The organism is Nitrosopumilus sp. b3 (genome assembly GCF_014078525.1).
Classification (GTDB): domain Archaea; phylum Thermoproteota; class Nitrososphaeria; order Nitrososphaerales; family Nitrosopumilaceae; genus Nitrosopumilus.
The window spans coordinates 15857-37681 of the sequence record NZ_MU078695.1; the positions used below are offsets into that span (position 1 = coordinate 15857).

The window sequence follows — 21825 nt, forward strand, 5'->3', positions numbered from 1 at the left end:
TATATCTAATTATTTTTTATGCTGTTTTCTATGTCATCTACAACTGAATCTTTCCAAGTAAGATCAAAGTCAACTATAGGCAATGCAATTTCAAAGACAGGGTGTCCGTTTTTATTATATGCAGAAATTTTTCCATTATGAGCATCAATAATTTTTTTAGATATATACAATCCAAGTCCAAAGCCTGAAATTTTGTAATTTCCTTTAGTTACAAATTTTTTGAAAATTTTTGGAAGGACATCATTTGGAATCTCAGGACCGGAGTCACTTATGAAAAGTTTCAATGTTTTTTTATCTTTTAGTAGATTTGTTTGAATTGTAATATCCCCAGTTTCTGTGAATTTAATACAGTTATCTATAATATTTCTAAGAACCTGTTTAATTCTAGTTTTGTCAAGGTTAATCATAACATCAAGATCAAGCCTAGTCTTTATTGGCACTTTTCTATCAGGATTAAAATGCTCAGAATCTAGAACTTCAGAAATGATATCATTTATGTTGTTTTTCTCCAGATGTAATTCCAACTCATCATTTTCAATTTTCGTGAGATCAAGTACATTATTTGCAATATTTTCTAAATTAAGGGCAATGTTAGATATTCCTTCGAGAGCTTCTTGTTTTGAAATTATGCCTGTTTTTGCAAGTTCAACAAAGCCAAAAATGGGTTGAATCGGACCCTTTAGCTCATGGGATGCAATTGATATAAACTCCTCCCGTTTTTTATCTACTTTTTTTAATTTTTCATTTAGTTTTTGAAGATCTTTTGTTTGTGTTTTAATTTCATTTTTGAGATTTTTATTTGTTTGATTGAGAAAGAAGACCAACATAGAGGTTACAACCCCCACTAAAATAATCATAGTCCATTGTAAAATCTGGAAATCAACAATTATCTCATCTACAGATAATTTTGAATGTACTGGGATTATCTCAAGCATTTGTTCAATATCTTGGAGTTTTTCAAGTAATTCAAATTGTAAATATTTCAAATTCTCATATTCTAGTAAAAATCCACCAAAATTTCCATCATAAAAATATGATAATGCATTTGATGCACTATTTTCATACTCCAAGTGCAAATTATAATACAAATTAACAGTATTTTCAAGTTCGAAGAATTGTTCATTAGCTAAGATTTCATCAATTTGATGATTATCCAAGATTAATCTATTAAAATCATAAATTTTATTTTTAATTTCAGTATTATATATCCAAAATGTTCCAACACCTACCAAGTTTTCTTCAGATTTTAAACTTTCAAATATTGTCATCTGTCTTTCATACTTTACTTTAATATCATCAAAATTAGAAATTTTTTCATTATAATCTAAAATAAAGTTATAATTCTGATTTATGTCATCCATTGTTTTTATAGTATAAATTGAGACAACTCCCAACAGCAAAATTATCATTGATATACATATTCCAATTCTAAATTGAGAATGACTAGAAATCTCTAACAACATTTTGTTTTAATTAAAACTAACTTGAATTACTGCTTGTTTAGTTTAAACAGACGTATTTGTTTGTTCAAAAAATCAGAACGATTCCTTTTGATATAGAAAAATTGTGAATAAATATGACTAGTGCAGTAATTGTTGATGATGATTTTGATACAGTAGAAGTATTTTCAGAATTTCTCTCATTACAAAATATAGATGTTCTAGGTAAAGCTTACAACGGTCTAGACGGAATAAAACTATTTGAAGAAAAGCAACCAGATATTATTTTTTCAGATCTTTGGATGCCAGAATATGATGGGTTTTATCTTATAGCAGAATTAAGGAAAAAATTCAAAGATGCAAAAATAATCATGGTTACTGCAGATTTAACTCAAGAGACGGATAAAAAATTAAAGGAGTGTGATGTAAATGCAGTGATTTTCAAACCTTTTAAAATAAACCAAATTATGAATGCAGTTGAGAATGTCTCAAATAATGAAAAACAAATAGTTCCAACATAGATTATAAATATTAGAGAGAGTATTCAAAATATGAAAATTCTAATTATAGAAGATGAAATTGATTTATTAGAAGAATACAAAATTTTCCTTGAATCAAATAATCATAATGTCACATTAGAAATGAATGGAGAAAACGGACTAAAAACATATTTTAATAATTTTGTTCCCAATGCTGAATCCACTCCTTATGATATAGTAATTTTAGATTATCAGTTATCAGGCAAAAATGGAATGCAGGTAGCATCAGAGATATTGGCCAAATGTCCAAATCAGAGAATTTTGTTTGCATCAGCATATGTTGAGGATACATTAAAAGAATCAATTAAGACTCTGAAACAAATTGTAGAGCTGCTTCAAAAACCATTTGGACTACAAAAGCTTTTGAATGTAATTGAAGATACCACAACATATGAAGAATTAGCCAAGCTTAATGTAGATATAAAAAATCTAAAAGAACTTGAGCCTACTCACGCACAAATTAGCACATATTTAGAGATCATGAAAAAGATTCATGATAAATTAGAATAGATTGAGACCATATTCTGTTTAATTTAATCATACAACTTGCTTTAAAATTTACAATCTAGTATGAGTATGCAAATAAATGCACCACAACAAGAAAAATTTTCAAAGGCTCTTTTTAAAAAAATTCTTGTCCCATTTGACAATTCAAAAATGTCAGATAGAGCATTTTTGCATGCAATAAATCTAAATTTTAGCCATAAAATAGAAATCATTATTCTTTCAGTTTACCATAGTGATCATGGATCAATTTCATTTTTAGATTATAATGCACATCAAACAATCATAGAGAAAGGCAAATTAAATGAAATTAAATTAAAACATAAAAAATTAAAAGAAATTGCTAAAGAGTATGGTATTGAATGCAGGACTTTTGTTGCAGCTTCATCATCAATTACTCAGACGGTAATGTCTTACATTTATTCTACAAAAGCAGATCTAGTCATTATGGGCACAAGAGGGAATGGTTCGGATAGAAAATTAATGCTAGGAAGCGTTTCTCTTGAAGTATCACAAAACTCCCCAGTTCCAGTATTACTAGTAAAATAAGAGCCAACGTTTGTATAAAAACGACACACATATGATAATACTAGATTTAATTTAGAAATATTTGTTTGCAAAAGAATTTGAATATAAAATTAAATAAAAATTTAGACGACTATAAAAATAAGCAAGAACTTTTTGATAAATTTTACAAATCTGTAGAGTGTAATAATGAAATGAATTTTGATATACATTCAATAAATAACATCATTAATGAGGCAGTGGAAAAAGCAATCAACGATATTGTAATAAAAACAATTAACACAAAAGCAATATTGACAAGTTCAAGAAATGTAGGGGAAGTTGCTAAAAATTGTGAAAAGTTCTTCCAAGATTCAAATTTTGGTAAATTTGAATACATGCAAAAATCAGGAAGGAGTAATTTCAAAGTCATTCATGAATTAGGGGATAACGGGAACAAGTTTTTGAGAAAGTTTTTTGAAAAAATATTTAAAACATGTTTGAAAAATTATTCTTATCACATGATTTCTAATCAAAATTCTTTATGTGTGATTTTTAGATAATATTAGATATCGGATATTAATTGTTCCTTTATTGATGGCATATTTTCATTTACATGAATTGAATGAATTTCTTTCTTTTTGATAGAACCAACAAGGGTTACATCTCGTGCCAGAATACTGTCTGTAAACCAATCTACACAAATTTTTAATTTTTTACCAAATGTGGGTATTTTTGATAGATAGTATGTTCGCCAAATCAACCATGCAGAAAGACCTGAAATGTTTTTTCCGGCAATTGTTGCTATTCCAACTCTTTCACCAATAATTGCCATTATACCTAAACTATGAAAAGTGAATTTTTTTAATTTATTTTGTTTCTTAAATGAAAGCAGTAAATTCTCTGCGACAGTTTTTCCTTCTCTAATTGCATGCTGTGCAGTTGACGGATAATACGAATTCAAAGAATCATCCTTTATCAGAGCACAGTCGCCCAAAACAAAGACATTTTCTTTATTCTTCATTCTCAATGATCCATCTACTATAACTCTCCCGCCAAGACCATGTTCACATTTTAATTCAGAAATCACTCTATCCATTTTTGTGCCACCAGTCCAAATCAAAGTAGCGCAAGATAATTTCCCGCCATTACTTAAGTGAACATTCTCTTCATCAGCATCAATAGCTTTTGTATTTTTTAAAATCATTACCCCATCTTTTTCAATAAATTCTGTAGCCTTTTCAGATAATTTTTCATCAACTTCAGGCAAGATACGATCTTTTGCAGAAACTAAAATTACATTAACATTTTTTGGATTTATTGTAGGGTATGATTTTGATATTGAATTTTTAATAAACTGGTTAATTTCACTAACTGTTTCAACTCCTGCAAATCCGGCACCTACAACTACAAATGTTAACAAGGTTCTTTGTAATTCATAATTTCCTGTTTGCGCAGCATGCTCCAACATGACAATCAGATGATTTTTAATTGCGATTGCATCTGCGATAGTTTTCATTGTGAATGAATGTTTTTCAAGATTTTCATTATTGAAAAAATTTGTTTGACCACCTAATGCCAATACTAGATAATCATATTCCAAAGTTCTGACTTTATTATCAAATGATCTTTGAATTGTCACTAATTGCTGTTCCAAATCAATTGAATCAATTGAGGCATGTAGAAATTTTGCCTTTTTACAAAAATATCTTACTGGTATTGTAATGTTGCTTGGATGCAACAATCCTGAGGCGACTTGAGGCAGCATGGGAGTAAAAAGAAAGAAATTTTCATCAGACACAATAGTGATTTCAATAGATTCATTTTGAAACTTTTTTTCAATTTTATTTAACACATTTATTCCACCAAAACCTCCTCCTAAAATCAAAATTTTCTTTATAGATGGCGAAGTACTCTTATGAGTAGCTACGTAATGTGCATAATATTTTGATTCGGAATCAAATACAAGATCACAGCAATTACAATTAATCACAGACATAAATGATTAAATTGTAACAATCTAAAAACAACCTGTCTGTTTGATTTCTACAAAAAATATATTTTGAGAAGTAATTTGAAACAAAAATTGAGTGATTGAATCAAACAAACACTAGATAATATTTTCAAATAAATAATAGATATTATGAATTCTAAAATAATTTCTTCAACAATAATGTTGGTAACAATTTTACTATTAGCGCAAACAGTTTCAGTAGTAGATGCACACCATGATACAGATCCGAGAAATAAAGCAGCAAGGGACACAGCAGAAACAAACAGTGAACCTTATGATAATCAAGGTAACAAAAAAGAAGTAATTGAAGAAAAAAGAGAAGCATTTGAAGCTTACAAAGAAGCATTTGCAGCATGGAAAACTGCCAAGGAGAATTATAAATCCGCTAAAAGTTCACAAGTACAAGATGACATTGATGCGACCAAAGTAATTTTGGATGCTGCAAAAATTACCAAAGATAATGCATATGACGATTATAAAGAAGCATTAAAAAAGAAAGCAAGATAGCAATTGCAAAAAAATTAAAGTTTAAAGAATTAATGTTAAGGAATATTTTTAAAAATAAATTTTCTTGAAATGCCTAAAAATATTGAAACCTCCATAGTTTCAATAACCATTATTTGCCAAAAATACATGACCCATCCCCCCATCATTTGATCGGTTACTGACAGTACTACAGAGAAAATTTCAAAATTTTGGATTGTCAACATAGGTAATGCAGCAATTGCTCCAACTTGTTCTTCTGGAGAAACTTGGGAAGATATTTGATTGATAGCATCAAAGTTCAACTCAGAGTCAATTAGTATTCCTTGGTTTCCAAATTCAGCAATTACTTGTTCTTTTAATGGATAGTATTCAGTATTTCCTGAATGAATGCAAAAAATTGTCAACGCCCCCATTGATAAAAACAAGCCTGTTTGAGAGTAAATTATCCATTTTCGTTTTCCTTTGTGATTTTTAGTAATTTGACGGATAAACATTTTTCCAAAAATTCCCAATTTTTCTTTTTTTGATAGATATAATATCAACCCAAAAATCACAGTAATTATTCCAATAGAGCCAATCCATTCATCAACAAAAATAATTTTGGCAAAAATTCGTAGTGGAACCAAAATTGCAATTAAAGAAAATGCTATGATTAAAAATTCAAAAAAGGGATGAAATAAGTAATCAGGATTATTTTTATTGAATAATGCCATAATTATGAAAAGCTATTGGACCATCTAGAAATCAGCTAGTTCAAAAAAAACACGCAACATCATTTATCAAATTTTATTTTTCTAAGAATAGATAAAAAATAATAACGAGTCAAAGCTAAAAAAACAGCAAAAAACTACTTTTTGTTGGACACTAGTCTGGTCTTTGATGGATTATTATTTTTATCATTTTTATTTTTGAAAATTAGATTTATGGTTCAAACATAGAAGGTAGAAACTCTTTGTATTTATCATATTTGGATTGTGATTGCCATTTCTCATCTAAGGTTCCAGAATTTTTTAATAAAATTATATCTTGATTGATTTTTTCATATTCCAGCATCAGTGAATGTTTAAGAGACAATATATCATCATCACCAATGTATGAATCAATTGCAGTCATGTATTTCTGATATTTTATTTGAAAATTCAATAATTCAGAAAAATATTCATCATCACCAATTTTTTCTGTAGAGTAGTCAAAGCTTACTTGATTATAATTATCACTTAATTTCATTCCATTAGCAAATATCTTTTCACTCTCTTTAAGATCTGGTATTTGTGTTTCTTTACGAATTTCTTCTTCTGTGATTTCTCGCAGTTCATTCAAAGTATGAACTTCTTGGGGTTTCTCTTTAGATGCTTGTTCAATAAAATCCTCGCCAACTTTTAAAATTGCTGATTGTCCAGTTAGTTCAAGTTCAGAGTATTTTTCCCCCTCTTGGTTAGTCATTACAAGTAAAATTGGGATTGCAATTAATGGTAGTAAAAATAATAATTTGTTCATTCTCTCTTCAAATCAATTACCAAAATTTGGATAATAAAAACAAGGTCAGATAAAACAAAAAACAGGTGCTTATAAAGTAAATTTTGAAAAAGCAAGGCAAAAGAGCTTAAGACCAAAAACGCAATGTTACTTGGTGACAGCTCAGTTGCCGTGTATGCATATCATAAGAGCCCATATTCATAAAAGAAGGAATTGTTCAACATCATTGACTAGAATCGACGAACAATTAGAGCGATCATATGAGATTTACAGAAATTAGTTATAATTTTTGGGATTATTTGAAAAATTATTATGTCAATATTTGACTTTATCACAATTCATAGAAAAACAGAACCAACTAAGAACAGAATTATCAAAAATCAGAATAGTGATTAGATTTATTTATTATTGGCATGGCTTTGAATCAATTATGGCAAGTATAGACAAGGCTGCAATTGCATTTTCTATTGCAATTACAGCTATCGGTGTAGGAATCGCATTCTCAGGGGATTCACTACAAAATGCCGGCACTGTTGTTTCAATTCCAGCTCCAAGAGCAATGGAACCAAGTTATGAAGAAGCAAGTCCCAAGGTAGATCCATTTGCAGATATAGCAGAAAAGGTCAAACAAGAAACTCCAAAAGTTGAGGAGAAGATGATGGAGAAGACTCAGGAAAAATCTGTAGAAATTGAAGAAAAAATGGAAGTAGTTGAAGAAACTCCAAAAGAAAAAGCTATGGAAAAACCAGCAGGACCAACAACACATACAGTTGATATTCCGGTAGGCACTTCAGTTCCAGGATGTGAAGAATCTAACGCATGTTACTTACCAGCAGACATTACAATAAATGCTGGGGATACAGTCAATTGGGTTAACATAGATTCAGCAGCACATACAGTTACTGGTGGCAGTCCAGCAGATGGTCCATCTGGTGTATTTGATAGCAGTCTAGTCATGGCAGGTGCAGAATATGCATTTACTTTTAATGATTCAGGCAGTTATGATTACTTTTGCATGGTTCATCCTTGGATGGTTGGCAGTGTTACAGTGAACTAACCAAAAAATCCTTTTTTATTATTTTATTTTATTTTTCCTAATTGTTCTATTATATGCTACTCCAAATCGATGTGTCTCATCTCTAGCATGCTGTAAAATTTTCAAGGACGGTTTATCCCTTGAAATTGTTAGTGGGTTTTTATTTTTTGGAACGTAAACTTCTTCATTTTCTTTTGCCAAAGAAATGCACGGAAGTTTTAATCCTAAGGATTCCAGAGAATTTATTGCAGCATTAAGCTGACCTTTCCCACCATCAATAACTATCAAGTCAGGTAATTGAGATTTTTCTTCTAGTAATCTAAAATATCGTCTTTTAATTATTTCACCAATCATTGCAAAATCATCTCTACCAGACACAGTTTTAATTTTAAACTTTCTATATCCTGATTTGTTGGGTTGTCCATCAACAAATCTAGCCATTGAGCCCACAGCAAAGTCAGCACCATGATTTGAAATATCAAAGCATTCAATAATTTTAGGGATTTCAGGCAAATTTAGAATTTCTTTTAGTTCAACTAACCCAGGCTCAGAACCTTTTGAGTGAATTAATCGAATATTTTTTAAAATTAAATTAATGATTTCTTTTCGCTTTCCTTTTGCAGGAGAAGATATTTTCACACTAAATCCTGCTTGCTCAGATAGTAAAGATTCCAGCAACTCTTTTTTTTCAGGATTCTCACTAACTAGAATGAATTTTGGAATTTTGTGAGTAGAATAATACTGAAAAAGAAAATTTGAAAAAGAATTATCACCCACCAGATCAAAAAAGAATTTATCACTATCGCGAATTACGCCATTAATCATTCTAAAATTCATTACAGTTGCAGATTGTTCTAAAATGCCAATTCCAAAATATTCCTCATCAGATTTATCAACATATTCCATTTTTTGTTTAGTCTGAAGACTTCCCAGTCTTACTAGAGTGTCACGAATGTCTTTTGCTCGCTCAAATTGCTGGAGTTTTGCTGCTTGATGCATCTCTTCTTCAAGTTTTTTTGTAAAGATTTTTGTTTGATTTTTACCCTTTAGAACATCTTCCAATGCAGAAACATGTTTTGAATATCTTTTCTGAGCATCTTTGAATTCACAAGGTCCCTCACAATTACCCAAATGGTATTCAAGGCATACTTTTTTTGGCAAAGTTTTACAAATTCTAATCTGGAAGGCTTTTCGTAATGTTCCAATAGTGAGTAGTTTTGAGCTACCCTGAGTAAATGGACCAAAAGTTTTTCCTTTACCTAAAAATTTGCCATCCCTAGTTCTTCTTGCAACAAGCAGACGAGGGTATTTTTCATCTGAAATTCTAAGATACGTGTATCTTTGTTGATCTTTTAACTCAATATTGAATCTAGGGCGATATTTCTTTATCATGTTTGATTCTAACAGAAAAGCCTCGCTTTCATTATCAGTTAAAACAAATTCAATGTCTGAAATTTTTTCCACCAGTTTTTGTGTCTTGTAGTTTTGGTTTTTTGTAAAATATGACTTTACTCTGTTTCGTAAATTTTTTGCTTTGCCAATATAGATGATTTTTTTCTCAGAATCTTTCATCAAATAGATTCCAGGATTTGTAGGGACGTTTATTGTGGAAATATCAAAAGTCATTTTTTCAATAATTTTCTCAAAAACTTTCCAGTATAACTTCCCGGTGCCTTTGATACTGTAATAGGTGTTCCAGTAGCCACAATTTTACCACCTTCATCTCCCCCTTCAGGACCAAGATCAATTAGCCAGTCAGAATTTTTGATAATATCCATATTGTGCTCTATTACAACAACAGTATTTCCCAAGTTTACTAATCGATTAAGGACATCAAGTAATTTTTGAACATCTGCAAAATGCAATCCAGTAGTAGGCTCATCTAAAATATAGAGTGTTTTTCCAGTACCACGTTTTGAGAGCTCAGATGCAAGTTTTACTCTTTGAGCTTCCCCCCCAGACAAAGTGGTCGATGATTGTCCAAGTTTGATATATCCCAATCCAACATCATATACGGTTTGTAATTTTCGTTTAATTGATGGAACATTTTCAAAGAAATTCAATGCCTCATAAACTGTCATGTCTAAAATATCTGAAATATTTTTACCCTTGTACAATACAGATAATGTTTCAGTGTTGTATCTTTTTCCTTTGCATTCATCACATTTTACATAAACGTCAGACAAAAACTGCATCTCAATTTGTTTTACGCCATCTCCATCACATGCAAAACATCTACCATCAGCTACATTAAATGAGAATTGCCCAGGGGCATAACCGCGTTCTTTTGATAGTGCTGTATTTGCATATAATTCTCTAATTGGAGTAAATGCTCCGATGTATGTTGCAGGATTTGATCTAGGGGTTCGCCCAATTGGAGATTGATCAATTGCAATGACTTTATCGATATTTTCTAAACCAGTAATTTCTTTGTGGTTTCCTGGCCTGACATTTGTTTTATAAAAATGACTTTCCAAGGTTTTAAGCAATACATCATTGATCAAAGTGGATTTTCCAGAACCTGAAACCCCAGTGACAGATACAAAAAGCCCCAGGGGGATTTCAACATCAATTTCTTTGAGATTATTTTCTGATGCTTTTTTTATGGTTAGTAAACCAGACTTGTTTCGAATTTTATTTTCTAATGATATCAAAGAACTATCCTTAAGATATGCACCTGTAACAGAATCACTCCCATTGAGAATTTTTTTCACAGTTCCTTCAAAAACTACATTACCTCCATGAATACCTGCACCCGGACCCAAATCGACTATCCAGTCTGAATTTCGTATAACTTCTTCGTCATGCTCTACTACAATAACAGAATTTCCAAGATTTCGTAGCTTGTTTAGCGTTTTTATTAGTCTTGCATTATCACGCTGATGCAATCCAATTGTAGGCTCATCAAGAACATACAATACCCCTGTAAGGTTTGAGCCAATCTGAGTAGCTAATCGAATTCTTTGAGATTCACCTCCAGATAATGTGGAGCTTAATCTGTTTAACGATAAATAATTCAAACCCACATTCATTAGAAATTCTAAGCGTTCTTTGATCTCTTTTAGAACATCTTTTGCAATGTATTGTTCATTTTTAGTTAATTTTAGAGTGGAAAAAAAATCATAGCAATGATCAATTGACATGTTACAAACATCCATTATTCCTTGCTCATTGATTTTTACTGCAAGTGATTCAGGTTTTAGTTTTTTACCATTACATGCAGTACAAGGGGTATCACGCATGAATTGTTTTAGCCATTCACGTTTGGATTCAGAATCAGTTTCCATGAATACCCGTTGAAGATTTACGAGTACTCCCTCAAATGCATCAGTATATTGCCAAGAAGAGTCACCAGATTTTGAGCGATATTTAAAATCAATTAAATCAGATGTCCCATGTAAAATAATATCAAAATGTTTTGGCTTAATTTTTTCCAAAGGAGTCATCAAGTCAAAACCAAATTTCATTCCAACTGCCCTTAATGCTTGTCTTCTAAATGATGAGAACCTACCACTCCAGGGAACAATTGCACCATCCAAAATAGATTTTGATTTATCAGGAATTACCAAATCAGCATCAAATTCCATCTTTACTCCCAATCCATTGCAGGTTTTGCACATTCCAAATGGGGAATTAAATGAAAAAGAACGAGGCTCTAATTCACCAACTGTCAATCCACAATAAGGACAGGCATTGTTTTGTGAGAAGATTTTTTCTGCCTTGTCAGTTGCAATCATAACATCACCTTTGGATGATTTTATTGCAGTTTGAATTGCCTCAAATAATCGTGATCTTTCTGATTTTTCTGTAGTTATTCTATCAACGATTATCTCAATATTGTGCCATTTTTGCCTATCAAGTGGAGGAATATCATCATCTAGGCTCAAAATTTCGCCATTAACACGAATTCTAGAATAGCCATCCTTCTTGATTTGCTCAAATAATTTCTCATATGTTCCTTTTTTTCTTTGAATGATTGGAGCCAGAATCAGAATTTTTTTCCCTGAAAAATCTTTCAGGACTGAATCACATATTCTCTCAATTGATTGTGTAGATACTTTTCTACCACAATTAGTACAATATGGAATACCAATTCTAGCATAAAGCAATCTCATGTAATCATAAATTTCAGTCGTAGTACCCACAGTTGAACGAGGATTTTTACTTGTAGTTTTTTGTTGAATAGAAATAGCAGGGGATAGTCCTTCAATAGAATCAACATCAGGTTTATCCATCATCTCTAAGAATTGTCGTGCATATGCAGAAAGCGATTCAACATATCGTCGTTGTCCTTCTGCATAAATTGTGTCAAAAGCTAATGTAGATTTACCAGAACCAGACAAACCACTAATTACTACAAGTTTATTTTTCGGAATATCAATATCCAAATTTTTTAGATTATGGTGTCGTGCTCCACGAATTTTTAATTTATTTTCTGTCATCTTTTAATTGAATCTCCTTTTCTAGTCTTTTTATTCTATCCCTGCATTCAATTGCCCGCTCAAAGTCTAAATCTTCAGAATATTTTTTCATTTGAGCTTCCAAATCAACAATGTCATTGTGTAAATCATGAGTTGATTTTAGTTTAGATTCATCTAATGCCGTTTCTTGTTCTGGTACAGATTTTATGATAGTCTTTGGTGTTATATTATGTTCTAGATTATATTGAATTTGTTTTTCTCTTCTGCGTGTAGTTTCATTCATTGCATTTTTCATAGATTGGGTATTGTTATCGGCATACATTATCACAGTGCCATGTTCATTTCTTGCTGCTCTGCCACATGTTTGAATTAAACTAGTAAAATTTCGTAAGAAGCCCTCTTTGTCTGCATCTAAAATTGCTACAAGTGATACTTCGGGAATATCTAATCCTTCTCTGAGCAAGTTGATTCCAACAAGGACATCAAATTCTCCAAGGCGTAATTGCCTGATTAATTCAGTTCTTTGCAACCCATCAATTTCTGAATGCATGTATCTGACCCTAACTTGTTTTTTGGATAGGTATTCTGCCAAATCTTCTGCCATTCTTTTTGTAAGTGTTGTAACTAAAACACGCTCAGATTTGGCAGATCTTTTGTTAATTTCATTAATTAAATCATCCATTTGACCTTGTGTGGGCCTAATTTCAACTACAGGATCTAGCAGTCCAGTTGGCCTTACAAGTTGCTCGGCAATTTTAGATGAGATTTTTTTCTCATATTCTGAAGGAGTTGCAGAGACAAATATCGTGTTTTTGATATACCCTTCGAACTCCTCAAATTTTAGGGGTCTATTGTCAAATGCACTTGGTAATCTAAATCCATATGTGACAAGTTCATTTTTTCTTGAATGATCACCTTTGTACATGCCATGTAGTTGAGGTATGGTCACATGTGATTCATCAATTACAAGAATGTAATCATCTCCAAAAAAATCCATCAAACAGAATGCCTTTTCTCCAGGGGAACGTCCATCAAAATGTCTAGAATAATTTTCAATACCAGAACAATATCCTAATTCCTCAATCATCTCTAAATCATATTTTGTTCTCATTTCAAGTCTTTGTTTTTCTAATTCATTTAATTCAGGTAATCGTTTTTGTAATTCCTTTTTGATTGAGTTAACAGCCTTTTGACGAACATCTTTTGCAATTAGATAATGTTTTGCAGGAAAAATCTTCATTTGCAATACTTTCTTTTTTTCTTTTAAAGAAACATGATCAAGCAATGTAATTTTTTCTATTTCATCTCCAAACATGGAAATTCTCACTAGATCTTCAGAATATGCAGGAGTTACATCAATGGTATCACCTTTTACCCTAAAGTTTCCTGGTGCTACATCTGTATCATTTCTCTCATATCTTGCATCGATGAATTTTCGAATAATCTCTGTTCGTTTAATTTCTTCTCCAGTTTTTATTGTAATTGCTAAATCTTCCCAATCCTTTGGATTTCCTAGAGAGTAAATACATGAAACTGTAGAGACAATTATTGTAGGCTCTCCAGATAAAAGCATCGCAGTTGCCTCTAGCCTTAATTTTTCAATTTTTTCATTAATTTGAGTATCTTTTTCAATATACGTATCAGTTTGAGGAAGGTAGCTTTCTGGCTGGTAGTAGTCATAATATGAAACAAAATAACCAACGTTATTTTTAGGGAAAAATTGCTTTAGTTCCGAATAGAGCTGAGCTGCCAAAGTTTTGTTATGAGATATTACAAGTGTGTTTTTTCCTGTTCTAGCAATTACATTTGCAATTGAGAATGTTTTGCCACTTCCAGTAACCCCAAGTAAAGTTTGAATTGATTTTTTCTTTACACCCTCAACTAGAGCATCAATTGCTTGTGGCTGATCCCCCGTAGGCAAATACTCAGATACCAATTCAAATCTAGATGTTTGCTCCAACATATACAATCCCTAGAAACTGAACTTATAGCTAACGTTTCTTAATTGAAACCTAGAGGTAAACAAAAAAATAATTTCATAATTAACTTAGATTAAAAAAATCGATTTTTATAAAAAATGTTTCATCTATCTTTAATTGTGGATTGAATTTTGATTTTATCGCCTGTTGATAATTGAAGATCGTGCTTGAATTCTGCATGAGCGACTATTTTCTTCATCAAAGTTGCCGTATCATTTGCAGTTGTTGACCAAGTACAGTCTTTTACCAAGCTAGAGCATGTGTAACTTTTTGCCATAACTCAAAGTAGTTTTAAACAATATAGTACATGTGTGTGTTCGATTTGAATAAACTTGAGGTAAACATAGAAAAAGATCTGTCTACCAAATGGGTTCATCAATCATTCTTAAACCATCCGTTGTTTCTTCAAAACCCATTATTTTTAGAGTTTGTTTAGATGAAGGGGAATTTTTTTTCAAAATATTTTTTGCAAGTTCCATCCTATCTTCGGGCTTCAAGTGTTGCCCTATTTTGTACTTGCCATGAATTGTATGTGGAACAACTTTGATAATGCTAACAGCATCCAAAACTCGCATTTGAGATTCAATAGGATCATACTTTCCTTCAGGCTGATATTTTTCCATTAGACCATTAAGTGCAAGTGTTTTTTCATCTCTATCAATTACAAATATTCCAGTTCCTTTTATTACAACACTGATGTATAGTGTATCTGCAAGTGAGGCGTTGTGAGGATCTTCAAAATAGGATGGCAAAAATTCTAGTTCTCTGTCAGCCTCAAATCCAACTTTATTATTTCTAGAAATATTATCTAATTTTTCACCCTTTACATGAGAATGCATGTAAATAGCATCATTAAGAAATACAAAATTCATTGGAATTATTTGAGGGAATCCGTTAGCATCAATACTTGATAGTCGACCTACGTGTTCATCATGTAGAAATTCTTTAATTTTTTCATATGATTTAATCTGAAGAATTCCTACTAGTTGCATAAATTAAATAAAATAAATAATATTATAAATCCAGATCATAAAAAATAGCTAAAATACAAGATAGGTAAAAAACAAGTATGGATGATCCATACCTTGATGAATTAAAAAATGACTTTAGAAATTATTCTGATCAATTAAAAAAATTAAAAAAGAAATTGCTAAAGACAAATTCAACAGAATTACAAACTAAAATAATTAAACAGATTGATTCTATTGCAAACAAAATGGAGAACAATCAAAAACAATCAGTCAAAGTAACAAAATCTAGATTAAAAGAAATAAAGAAAAGATCAAAAAAGTGACTTTATCTTTCATATTTTTTATGAATGTAAATTGCTAAATTTAGGTTTGAGATTCCATTATAGATGAGGGAAATTGATGAGGGATACGAAGATGCAACCAAAAAAGTATTAGATCTTTTAGAAGAGTGGGGTTCAGAGTCAAAATTTATCTGGTTTAGAGAGATACACAGAATCACAGACATTGACAAAGGACTTCTGCGGAATATTCTAAATGAGTTAAAAAAATCAAAAGAGGTAAAAGACATGCATGGAACAAATAATAGAATATTTTTTTGTCTCAAAAAATACTATATCAAATGCAGAGATGTTGAATTTAGATTCAAAGGAAAAGAGATAATGTTAAGAGATGGAAGCAAAACAAAGATTATTCAGGGCTCAACAAACGCAACAGAGCGGACACGAAAAAGATTAGAAAAACAGAAAAACAAACGCAGAGCAAAGGCATTTACAAAAGCTAAAAACAAAAGACCCCACAAATCATAAGGAATCTTCAGATTGCCTTCGGGAAAAATTAAATTCAGCACGTTTGAGTTTTGAAGATTCAGCAACATCTTCAGTCATATCATACAAATTATGAAGTTCCATATTTGGAGTCAATTCATCTTCTTGTTCATCATCCAAATCAAATTCTAGATTTGCCAAAATCTCTACATTTTCATCTAAAATATCAAGACATTTTCTCACTGATTCAGAAAGATCATCATTCATTATACAATTCATTAAAACAAGCTAAGTAAATGATTTTCTCTATGCAATAAAATAGAACGTGTTATTGCTTGGCTTTTGCTCTAAGTGCAGGCATAACATGACTTGCAAATTTATCAATAGAGCCAAAGTAATTCTTTCCCCAGAATCTAATTACAAAGTGATTTACACCGGCATCCATAAATCGCTCAAATGTTGGGATGATATCTTCTGGAGTTCCAACAGCAGTAGATGAACGTGCTATTTTGTCTGGAATTTTAGTTGCTGCTTCTCTCATTTTAACAATCCAACTTTGATCAGACATTGAATATTCTGTAAAGTATTTTACGAAATCAAATCCTTCAATTTCTTTTAATCCATGAACTCTCAAAACTTCAGGTTTGAACAAACTAACTTTTACAGCTTCTTTCATTTTTGCCCAAGACTCTTCTGCATCTTCAGAAAAGTAAACGTCAATATCTAAAGCCATTTGGAAGTTGTCTTTTTCTTCCTGAGTTCTGTTATGCTTATCCATTGAAACTTCGATTTGTTTTCTATGATCCTCAAATAATTCAGGAGTGTATCCAATTGGCAACCAACCATCACCGAGTTTTCCCGTTAATTCTAATGTTCGTTTACCACCTGAAGCCATGTAAGTTGGAGGACGTGGTTTTCTAATTGGTGGTGCTTGCAAACATGCACCTTCTAATTGATAATATTTTCCTGCATAATCAACTGTATTATCTGGAGTCGAATCATACAACGTATGAATAACTTCAATTTGTTCAGCCCATTTTGAAACTGGTTTTTCAAATGGAATACAAAATTCTTTTAGATTTTGAGCCTCACCTGCGCCTATTCCGAGAATTGCCCTTCCTTTTGAAACCCTATCAAGTGTGATGGCAGCTAGTGCAATATTTGATGGGTGTCTTCTAATTGCGTCAGTAACACAGGTTCCTAATTCAACATTATTTGTAACAGCCGCTATTGCAGATAACATAACCCATGGATCTAACACAGTCGCATTTTTCCATTGTGGGACATTGGTGTGATCCATATAGAAGATTGAATCATATCCAGTTTTATCAGCAAGCATACAAGCTGTTAAAATTTGATCTTCAGTATAGCCAGCTCTTGCGACATTTAATCCATTTTGAATGCCAAATTTGAGTGTCTTTGAAGCCAAGTACAATTACCTTAGAGTATTAGCATAAAAAGTTTCATCTAAGCTGCCAATTTCGCAGTTTATGAAGAAAATAGAAAAAAGGTAAAAAATTTGTAGATTTTTTACAAATTACCTGATTTGATGTCTTCAAGACATTTAACAACGTCGTCTTTGGATATTGGAATTGGGTTTGGATCCAAATGTCCTTTGTCAGTCATTACAACATCTGCAGCTTCAGAAACATCGGCTTTGAGTTCTAATTTGTCAAATCCGAGTTTTTCCATAGCTTCTTTGAATCTATCATAGAAGATTGACTTGTTATGCTTGTGTGCAACTGTAGTACAAGATGACAAGGAATAGCCATGTGGTACACCTTCATTTGAGAATACATAGGACAAAGCATGTCCTAGAGTCGTTGAGCAATTTCCAAATCCCATTCCAGATAACATTGAACCGTATGGGTAGTTTTCTGGTTTGTCATTCATAATTGCATCATAGAGAATCTCAAATGCTTGTTTACATAGAGTTCTAGTCAAGTCATTACCGAGTTTACTGTCATAGCCCTCAGTAGCTTGAGCACATGCATCACAGACAGAATTTTTGATGACTTGTTCTGGAGTACCATTCATAAAATATGAATCAACTACAGCCATGTCGGCCAAAAATCTATCTTCGTGTAACAATTTCTTTTTTCCATCAAATTTTAGAACACAATAAGTTGTCATTTCAGCTCCAGTTCCAAATGTAGTAGGGATCAAAATCTTTTCTACACCAAAATCTTGGGCAGCATATTTTACAACATCCATTGAACTTCCGCCACCCAATCCAATTAGAACAGATGGTTTTTTGTCTTTGAATTGTGAAATCAATGTATTGACGTCGTCAATTGATGGTTCAGGTTTCACTTGATCATATAACAAATAATCCTGAATTCCCATTTTTGCCAACCATTTATCAGAAAGTTCTGGTGGAACGGTTGTTACAACAAGGGCATTTTTTGGATACTCTGTTTGACCAAGTGCGTCTTCTCCAAAGTTGATAACTTTTGGGATACGTACTGTGTGCATAAATCAAAGGCATCATTGATTATTATTATATCTTGCATTATTGAATTTGAGTATGATTATACAAAATTTCAAAGATTTGGCAACTACAGATAAGAAAAAAGATTGTCTTGAAATTTTAGAGGCAGGTCTTCAAGCAGCAGATCCTCAAAATATCATTCCAAAGTATGTATCCCCTAACGAAATTAAGATAAATAATAAAAATATCAATCTTGGAAAATACTCAAACATCTATTCTGTGGCTTTTGGTAAAGCTGGCGACTCTATGACAAGAGCATTAAATGCAATTGTACCAATAAAAAATGGAATTGTGGTAATCCCCAAGGGTTCAAAATCAAAAATCAAAGGAAAAAAATTCCAAATTTTCAATTCCAGGCATCCTGAACCTGATAAAACAAGCGTAAAAGCTGCCAAAGAAGTTATGAAATTTGTCCAAAATAAGAGAAGTGATGATTTTATCATTTTTCTTGTATCAGGAGGAGGATCCTCACTTTTGGCCATGCCTGATGAAATTACTCTTGATGACAAAGTCCACGTTACAAAATTACTTTTAAAAACTGGTGTGAGTATACAAGAGTTCAATTGTATTAGGAAACACCTATCAAAAATCAAAGGGGGCAAATTGATTGAAAAGATGAAATGCCAAGGAGTCAGTTTGGTAATGTCAGATGTTGAAGGAGATGATCTTTCATCCATTGCTTCAGGTACAACATACATGGATGATACTACATATGCAGATGCATTAGAAATCATCGACAAATACAAAATACGATGGAAGATACCAACTGAAGTTTTACAGATTTTAGAGAACGGCTTAAATAAAAAAACAAACGAAAAGCCAAAAAAATCTAAAATTGATAATTTTGTTATTGCAAACAACAAAGGTTGCTTAGATGCAATGAAGAAAAAAGCTGAAGATATAGGATACAAAGTAGATACCATGCAGGTTTTTGGCGACATTAAAGAGGTAGTACCAAAAATACTTGGAAATATTTCAGAAAAGCAAAATACATGTTTGATTTTTGGAGGGGAGCCAACGGTGAAAGTTTTGGGAAAAGGTATGGGAGGCAGAAATCAAGAATTAGTTTTAAGAATTTTAAAGAATTCTCAGAAATCAAAAAAAATGATTATTTCATCTATGGGAACAGATGGAATAGATGGGAATTCCAGATTTGCAGGTGCAATAACCGAAAATGTCAAAATAGATTTGAGTGTGATGAAAGAATTTCTCAGAAATAGTGATTCAGGTAGATTCTTTGAAAAGCAAAAAGCAAATATTCTCACTGATTTTACTCACACTAATTTAATGGACATAGGCGTGATTTTAAGATAAATTTGTGGATTTTTGAATTCATTTATGACAATCACAATTGCAGTTGTTTGGAACACATCGATGAGCGATACAATCTTTACATCCTTTGCTTCTTCCACTTTTTACTCGTAGCCATTCTTTATCCAATTATTGCACTGATGATTTGTATTTTTGATTCAAGATAAACTATTGTAAACTAAGGTTCAATCCTATCCTGACTTCTCATAATAATCAACAGGATGTGTGAATTGTCTGTTATAGTCAACTTCTTGCCAGAATTTTTCTTCATCAATATCTTTTCCTTCCTGAATCCAGACATTGAGGATTTTTTGCATAAACATTTGCGTCGTATCATCAATTTGAGGCCTTACACCTGTCTCTTTTTCTATTCTATCTCGTTCTTCTTTGAATTTTTTTAGTAAGCCTTTGAGATTTTTGCCATTTATTTGGGCAGTTTTTTTTCTTTTTTGAGACTGTAAATCCTTTTTGAAATTTGATAAAAAACCCATACTAGAATTATTCTTTTGTTTTAAAAAAGAGTTTAGAATTCAATCCTCAGAATCATCATATTTTTCATCCTGAATATAATTATCCTGTAGTTCCAGTTGATGGTCTTCTTTCACATCATCCTGCTCTAGTTTCTTCCATTCTTTGGTGGTTTTGTCATCATCATCGTTCACAAAATAATTCACAAATCATGACATATTAGCTGAGGGATAATTTTCAAGTTTGATAATATTTAATTTAATGAAAATAGAAATAAAATATTTTTTATCAGATCAAGAACTTTTAGTTTTTGGCAATTTTATTGTGAATGTGGTAGGATTGTTGCTCACGGAAATTGAACCATTGTGCATATCCAAAAATTGTTTACAAGATGCCAATCCTAAACCAGTTCCTTCATCTTTTGTGGTATACATGGGCTCAAAAATTTGTTCAAGATGTTCATCAGGTATTCCCGGTCCTGTATCAGACACTTTGACTACTGCATAATCCCCTTCAGTTTCAAGAGTAACATTTACTTCCCCCTTTACTCTAATTGCCTGAACAGCATTTTGTATTATATTTGTGATAATTCCACGAATTTTTATAACATCACATTGCAACAGACAGGATTCTAAAGAAGAAAACAATTCAATGTTGTTGGGAAGTTTTACCTCCGAAATAGAATTTTTCACAATTTCTTTTAAATCACAAGTGATCATTCTAAGTTCCGGAGTTCGAATAAAACCCAACACATCATTAATTTGGTTTGTAATGTGGGATATTGCTTCCTCCATATTCAATATAGAATTTGTTAATACTTGATCCTCATGATTTTTTTGTTTTACTTTCATCAATTCAATTTGGGATTGTAATGTTGTCAAAGGATTTCTAATATCATGTGCCATTTTTGAAGAAAGTTTACCAATCATCTCAAGTTTACTACTTTCAAATTTATTTAATTCGGCAGATAGAACTTCATCAAGTTTTTTTTGGGTTTGAGTAAGTGTGGATTTTGCTTTTTTAAGAGACTTTGATTTAGTGGATAATCTTTGCTTAGTAATTTCATGAGATTTTTTTGCATTCTCAATTTCATTTTTTAGAGAAATTAACTTTTTATCAGTTTCATCTAAATTTTCATCATCTTCTTTTAAATTCTGACTAGCCTGTGTGTTTTCAGAGATTTTTTCAATTTCTTCTTTTTCTTTGGGTTTATCCTCATTAGAGAAATCATCAATTTTTTCTGATTCTGTAGGTTTTGATTTTTTAAAGAAAACTGTTCTTTGAGGTGCATTCATAGGATCAAAATCAGAGTCTTCTTGATTTTCTCTATGCATGAATTTTCTCATAAATATTAGCCAGATTTTTCAAATATCACATCTAATGTGTTCAAAATATCCAAACACTGATGTTTTTCAATAATGA

24 protein-coding genes are annotated in these 21825 nt (G+C 31.6%); 9 read left to right on the forward strand and 15 right to left on the reverse strand.

From position 1 onward, the window contains the following. Positions 1–5 precede the first annotated feature (5 nt). Entirely contained in the window at positions 6–1463 is a 1458-nt protein-coding gene (locus tag C6990_RS05270; protein WP_255465245.1) for a sensor histidine kinase, read from the reverse strand. Positions 1464–1576: 113 nt separating this feature from the next. On the opposite strand from C6990_RS05270, the gene C6990_RS05275 reads away from it, so the two are divergent. The 4 genes from C6990_RS05275 to C6990_RS05290 all read left to right on the forward strand — a co-directional run bounded on the left by C6990_RS05275 (position 1577) and on the right by C6990_RS05290 (position 3549). Further along, positions 1577–1960 carry a response regulator gene (locus tag C6990_RS05275; RefSeq protein ID WP_182129166.1) on the forward strand — a complete coding sequence of 128 codons (384 nt, stop codon included), beginning with the start codon at positions 1577–1579 and terminating at the stop codon, positions 1958–1960. 30 nt (positions 1961–1990) lie between these two features. Further along, positions 1991–2488, forward strand: a complete 498-nt coding sequence (locus C6990_RS05280; RefSeq protein ID WP_182129168.1) for a response regulator — start codon at positions 1991–1993, stop codon at positions 2486–2488. 60 nt (positions 2489–2548) lie between these two features. Then, the gene (locus C6990_RS05285; RefSeq protein ID WP_255465246.1) at positions 2549–3031 is read left to right on the forward strand and encodes a universal stress protein; all 483 of its coding nucleotides are present in this window, start codon (positions 2549–2551) and stop codon (positions 3029–3031) included. Between the two features lie 77 nt (positions 3032–3108). Continuing rightward, positions 3109–3549 carry a hypothetical protein gene (locus C6990_RS05290; RefSeq protein WP_182129170.1) on the forward strand — a complete coding sequence of 147 codons (441 nt, stop codon included), beginning with the start codon at positions 3109–3111 and terminating at the stop codon, positions 3547–3549. Between the two features lie 2 nt (positions 3550–3551). Here C6990_RS05290 and C6990_RS05295 read toward each other — a convergent pair whose 3' ends face one another. Beyond that, a complete protein-coding gene (locus C6990_RS05295) occupies positions 3552–4985 on the reverse strand; it encodes an NAD(P)/FAD-dependent oxidoreductase (RefSeq protein WP_182129172.1) in 1434 nt (477 codons plus the stop codon). Between the two features lie 144 nt (positions 4986–5129). On the opposite strand from C6990_RS05295, the gene C6990_RS05300 reads away from it, so the two are divergent. Further along, on the forward strand, positions 5130–5507 hold the full coding sequence (locus C6990_RS05300; protein ID WP_182129174.1) for a hypothetical protein: 378 nt from the start codon (positions 5130–5132) through the stop codon (positions 5505–5507). Positions 5508–5542: 35 nt separating this feature from the next. Here the strand turns inward: C6990_RS05300 and C6990_RS05305 are convergent, their stop codons facing one another. Continuing rightward, a complete protein-coding gene (locus C6990_RS05305) occupies positions 5543–6199 on the reverse strand; it encodes a hypothetical protein (protein ID WP_182129177.1) in 657 nt (218 codons plus the stop codon). 208 nt (positions 6200–6407) lie between these two features. Next, positions 6408–6983, reverse strand: a complete 576-nt coding sequence (locus C6990_RS05310; protein WP_182129179.1) for a hypothetical protein — start codon at positions 6981–6983, stop codon at positions 6408–6410. A gap of 409 nt (positions 6984–7392) precedes the next feature. Between C6990_RS05310 and C6990_RS05315 the strand changes: the two genes are divergently transcribed. Then, the gene (locus C6990_RS05315; RefSeq protein ID WP_182129181.1) at positions 7393–8019 is read left to right on the forward strand and encodes a cupredoxin domain-containing protein; all 627 of its coding nucleotides are present in this window, start codon (positions 7393–7395) and stop codon (positions 8017–8019) included. A gap of 18 nt (positions 8020–8037) precedes the next feature. Here C6990_RS05315 and uvrC read toward each other — a convergent pair whose 3' ends face one another. The 5 genes from uvrC to C6990_RS05340 form a co-directional block, all read right to left on the reverse strand. Continuing rightward, positions 8038–9624: an excinuclease ABC subunit UvrC gene (uvrC, locus tag C6990_RS05320; RefSeq protein ID WP_182129183.1), complete on the reverse strand. Its 1587-nt coding sequence runs from the start codon at positions 9622–9624 to the stop codon at positions 8038–8040. Continuing rightward, positions 9621–12440, reverse strand: coding sequence for an excinuclease ABC subunit UvrA (gene uvrA, locus C6990_RS05325; protein WP_182129185.1), 2820 nt, complete (start codon positions 12438–12440; stop codon positions 9621–9623). The genes uvrC and uvrA overlap by 4 nt, the downstream gene beginning before the upstream one ends. Continuing rightward, complete coding sequence (gene uvrB / locus C6990_RS05330; protein WP_342752461.1) at positions 12427–14379, reverse strand: excinuclease ABC subunit UvrB; 1953 nt, start codon at positions 14377–14379, stop codon at positions 12427–12429. Before uvrB ends, uvrA begins: the two co-directional genes overlap by 14 nt. Before the next feature lie 122 nt (positions 14380–14501). After that, positions 14502–14675 carry a DUF1059 domain-containing protein gene (locus C6990_RS05335; RefSeq protein WP_182129189.1) on the reverse strand — a complete coding sequence of 58 codons (174 nt, stop codon included), beginning with the start codon at positions 14673–14675 and terminating at the stop codon, positions 14502–14504. Between the two features lie 82 nt (positions 14676–14757). After that, on the reverse strand, positions 14758–15390 hold the full coding sequence (locus C6990_RS05340; protein WP_182129191.1) for a pyridoxamine 5'-phosphate oxidase family protein: 633 nt from the start codon (positions 15388–15390) through the stop codon (positions 14758–14760). A gap of 77 nt (positions 15391–15467) precedes the next feature. Here C6990_RS05340 and C6990_RS05345 point away from each other — a divergent pair, with 77 nt between their 5' ends. Together C6990_RS05345 and C6990_RS05350 are read left to right on the forward strand one after the other, a co-directional pair. After that, a complete protein-coding gene (locus C6990_RS05345; RefSeq protein WP_182129193.1) occupies positions 15468–15692 on the forward strand; it encodes a hypothetical protein in 225 nt (74 codons plus the stop codon). 63 nt (positions 15693–15755) lie between these two features. Further along, positions 15756–16175, forward strand: a complete 420-nt coding sequence (locus tag C6990_RS05350) for a hypothetical protein (RefSeq protein WP_182129195.1) — start codon at positions 15756–15758, stop codon at positions 16173–16175. On the opposite strand, the gene C6990_RS05355 is transcribed toward C6990_RS05350, so the two are convergent. From C6990_RS05355 to C6990_RS05365, 3 genes are all read right to left on the reverse strand, one after another. Next, positions 16170–16400 carry a hypothetical protein gene (locus C6990_RS05355; RefSeq protein ID WP_182129197.1) on the reverse strand — a complete coding sequence of 77 codons (231 nt, stop codon included), beginning with the start codon at positions 16398–16400 and terminating at the stop codon, positions 16170–16172. The two genes, C6990_RS05350 and C6990_RS05355, sit on opposite strands and share 6 nt — an antisense overlap. A 61-nt stretch (positions 16401–16461) precedes the next feature. After that, on the reverse strand, positions 16462–17568 hold the full coding sequence (locus C6990_RS05360; protein ID WP_182129199.1) for an LLM class flavin-dependent oxidoreductase: 1107 nt from the start codon (positions 17566–17568) through the stop codon (positions 16462–16464). A gap of 95 nt (positions 17569–17663) precedes the next feature. Then, on the reverse strand, positions 17664–18608 hold the full coding sequence (locus C6990_RS05365; RefSeq protein ID WP_182129201.1) for an iron-containing alcohol dehydrogenase: 945 nt from the start codon (positions 18606–18608) through the stop codon (positions 17664–17666). A gap of 52 nt (positions 18609–18660) precedes the next feature. Between C6990_RS05365 and C6990_RS05370 the strand changes: the two genes are divergently transcribed. Beyond that, complete coding sequence (locus C6990_RS05370) at positions 18661–19938, forward strand: glycerate kinase type-2 family protein (protein ID WP_182129204.1); 1278 nt, start codon at positions 18661–18663, stop codon at positions 19936–19938. Between the two features lie 188 nt (positions 19939–20126). Here C6990_RS05370 and C6990_RS05375 read toward each other — a convergent pair whose 3' ends face one another. The 3 genes from C6990_RS05375 to C6990_RS05380 all read right to left on the reverse strand — a co-directional run bounded on the left by C6990_RS05375 (position 20127) and on the right by C6990_RS05380 (position 21737). After that, positions 20127–20426, reverse strand: a complete 300-nt coding sequence (locus tag C6990_RS05375) for a hypothetical protein (protein ID WP_182129206.1) — start codon at positions 20424–20426, stop codon at positions 20127–20129. A gap of 39 nt (positions 20427–20465) precedes the next feature. After that, a complete protein-coding gene (locus C6990_RS11005) occupies positions 20466–20597 on the reverse strand; it encodes a hypothetical protein (RefSeq protein WP_255465249.1) in 132 nt (43 codons plus the stop codon). A gap of 99 nt (positions 20598–20696) precedes the next feature. After that, positions 20697–21737, reverse strand: a complete 1041-nt coding sequence (locus C6990_RS05380; protein WP_255465250.1) for a sensor histidine kinase — start codon at positions 21735–21737, stop codon at positions 20697–20699. Positions 21738–21825 lie beyond the last annotated feature (88 nt).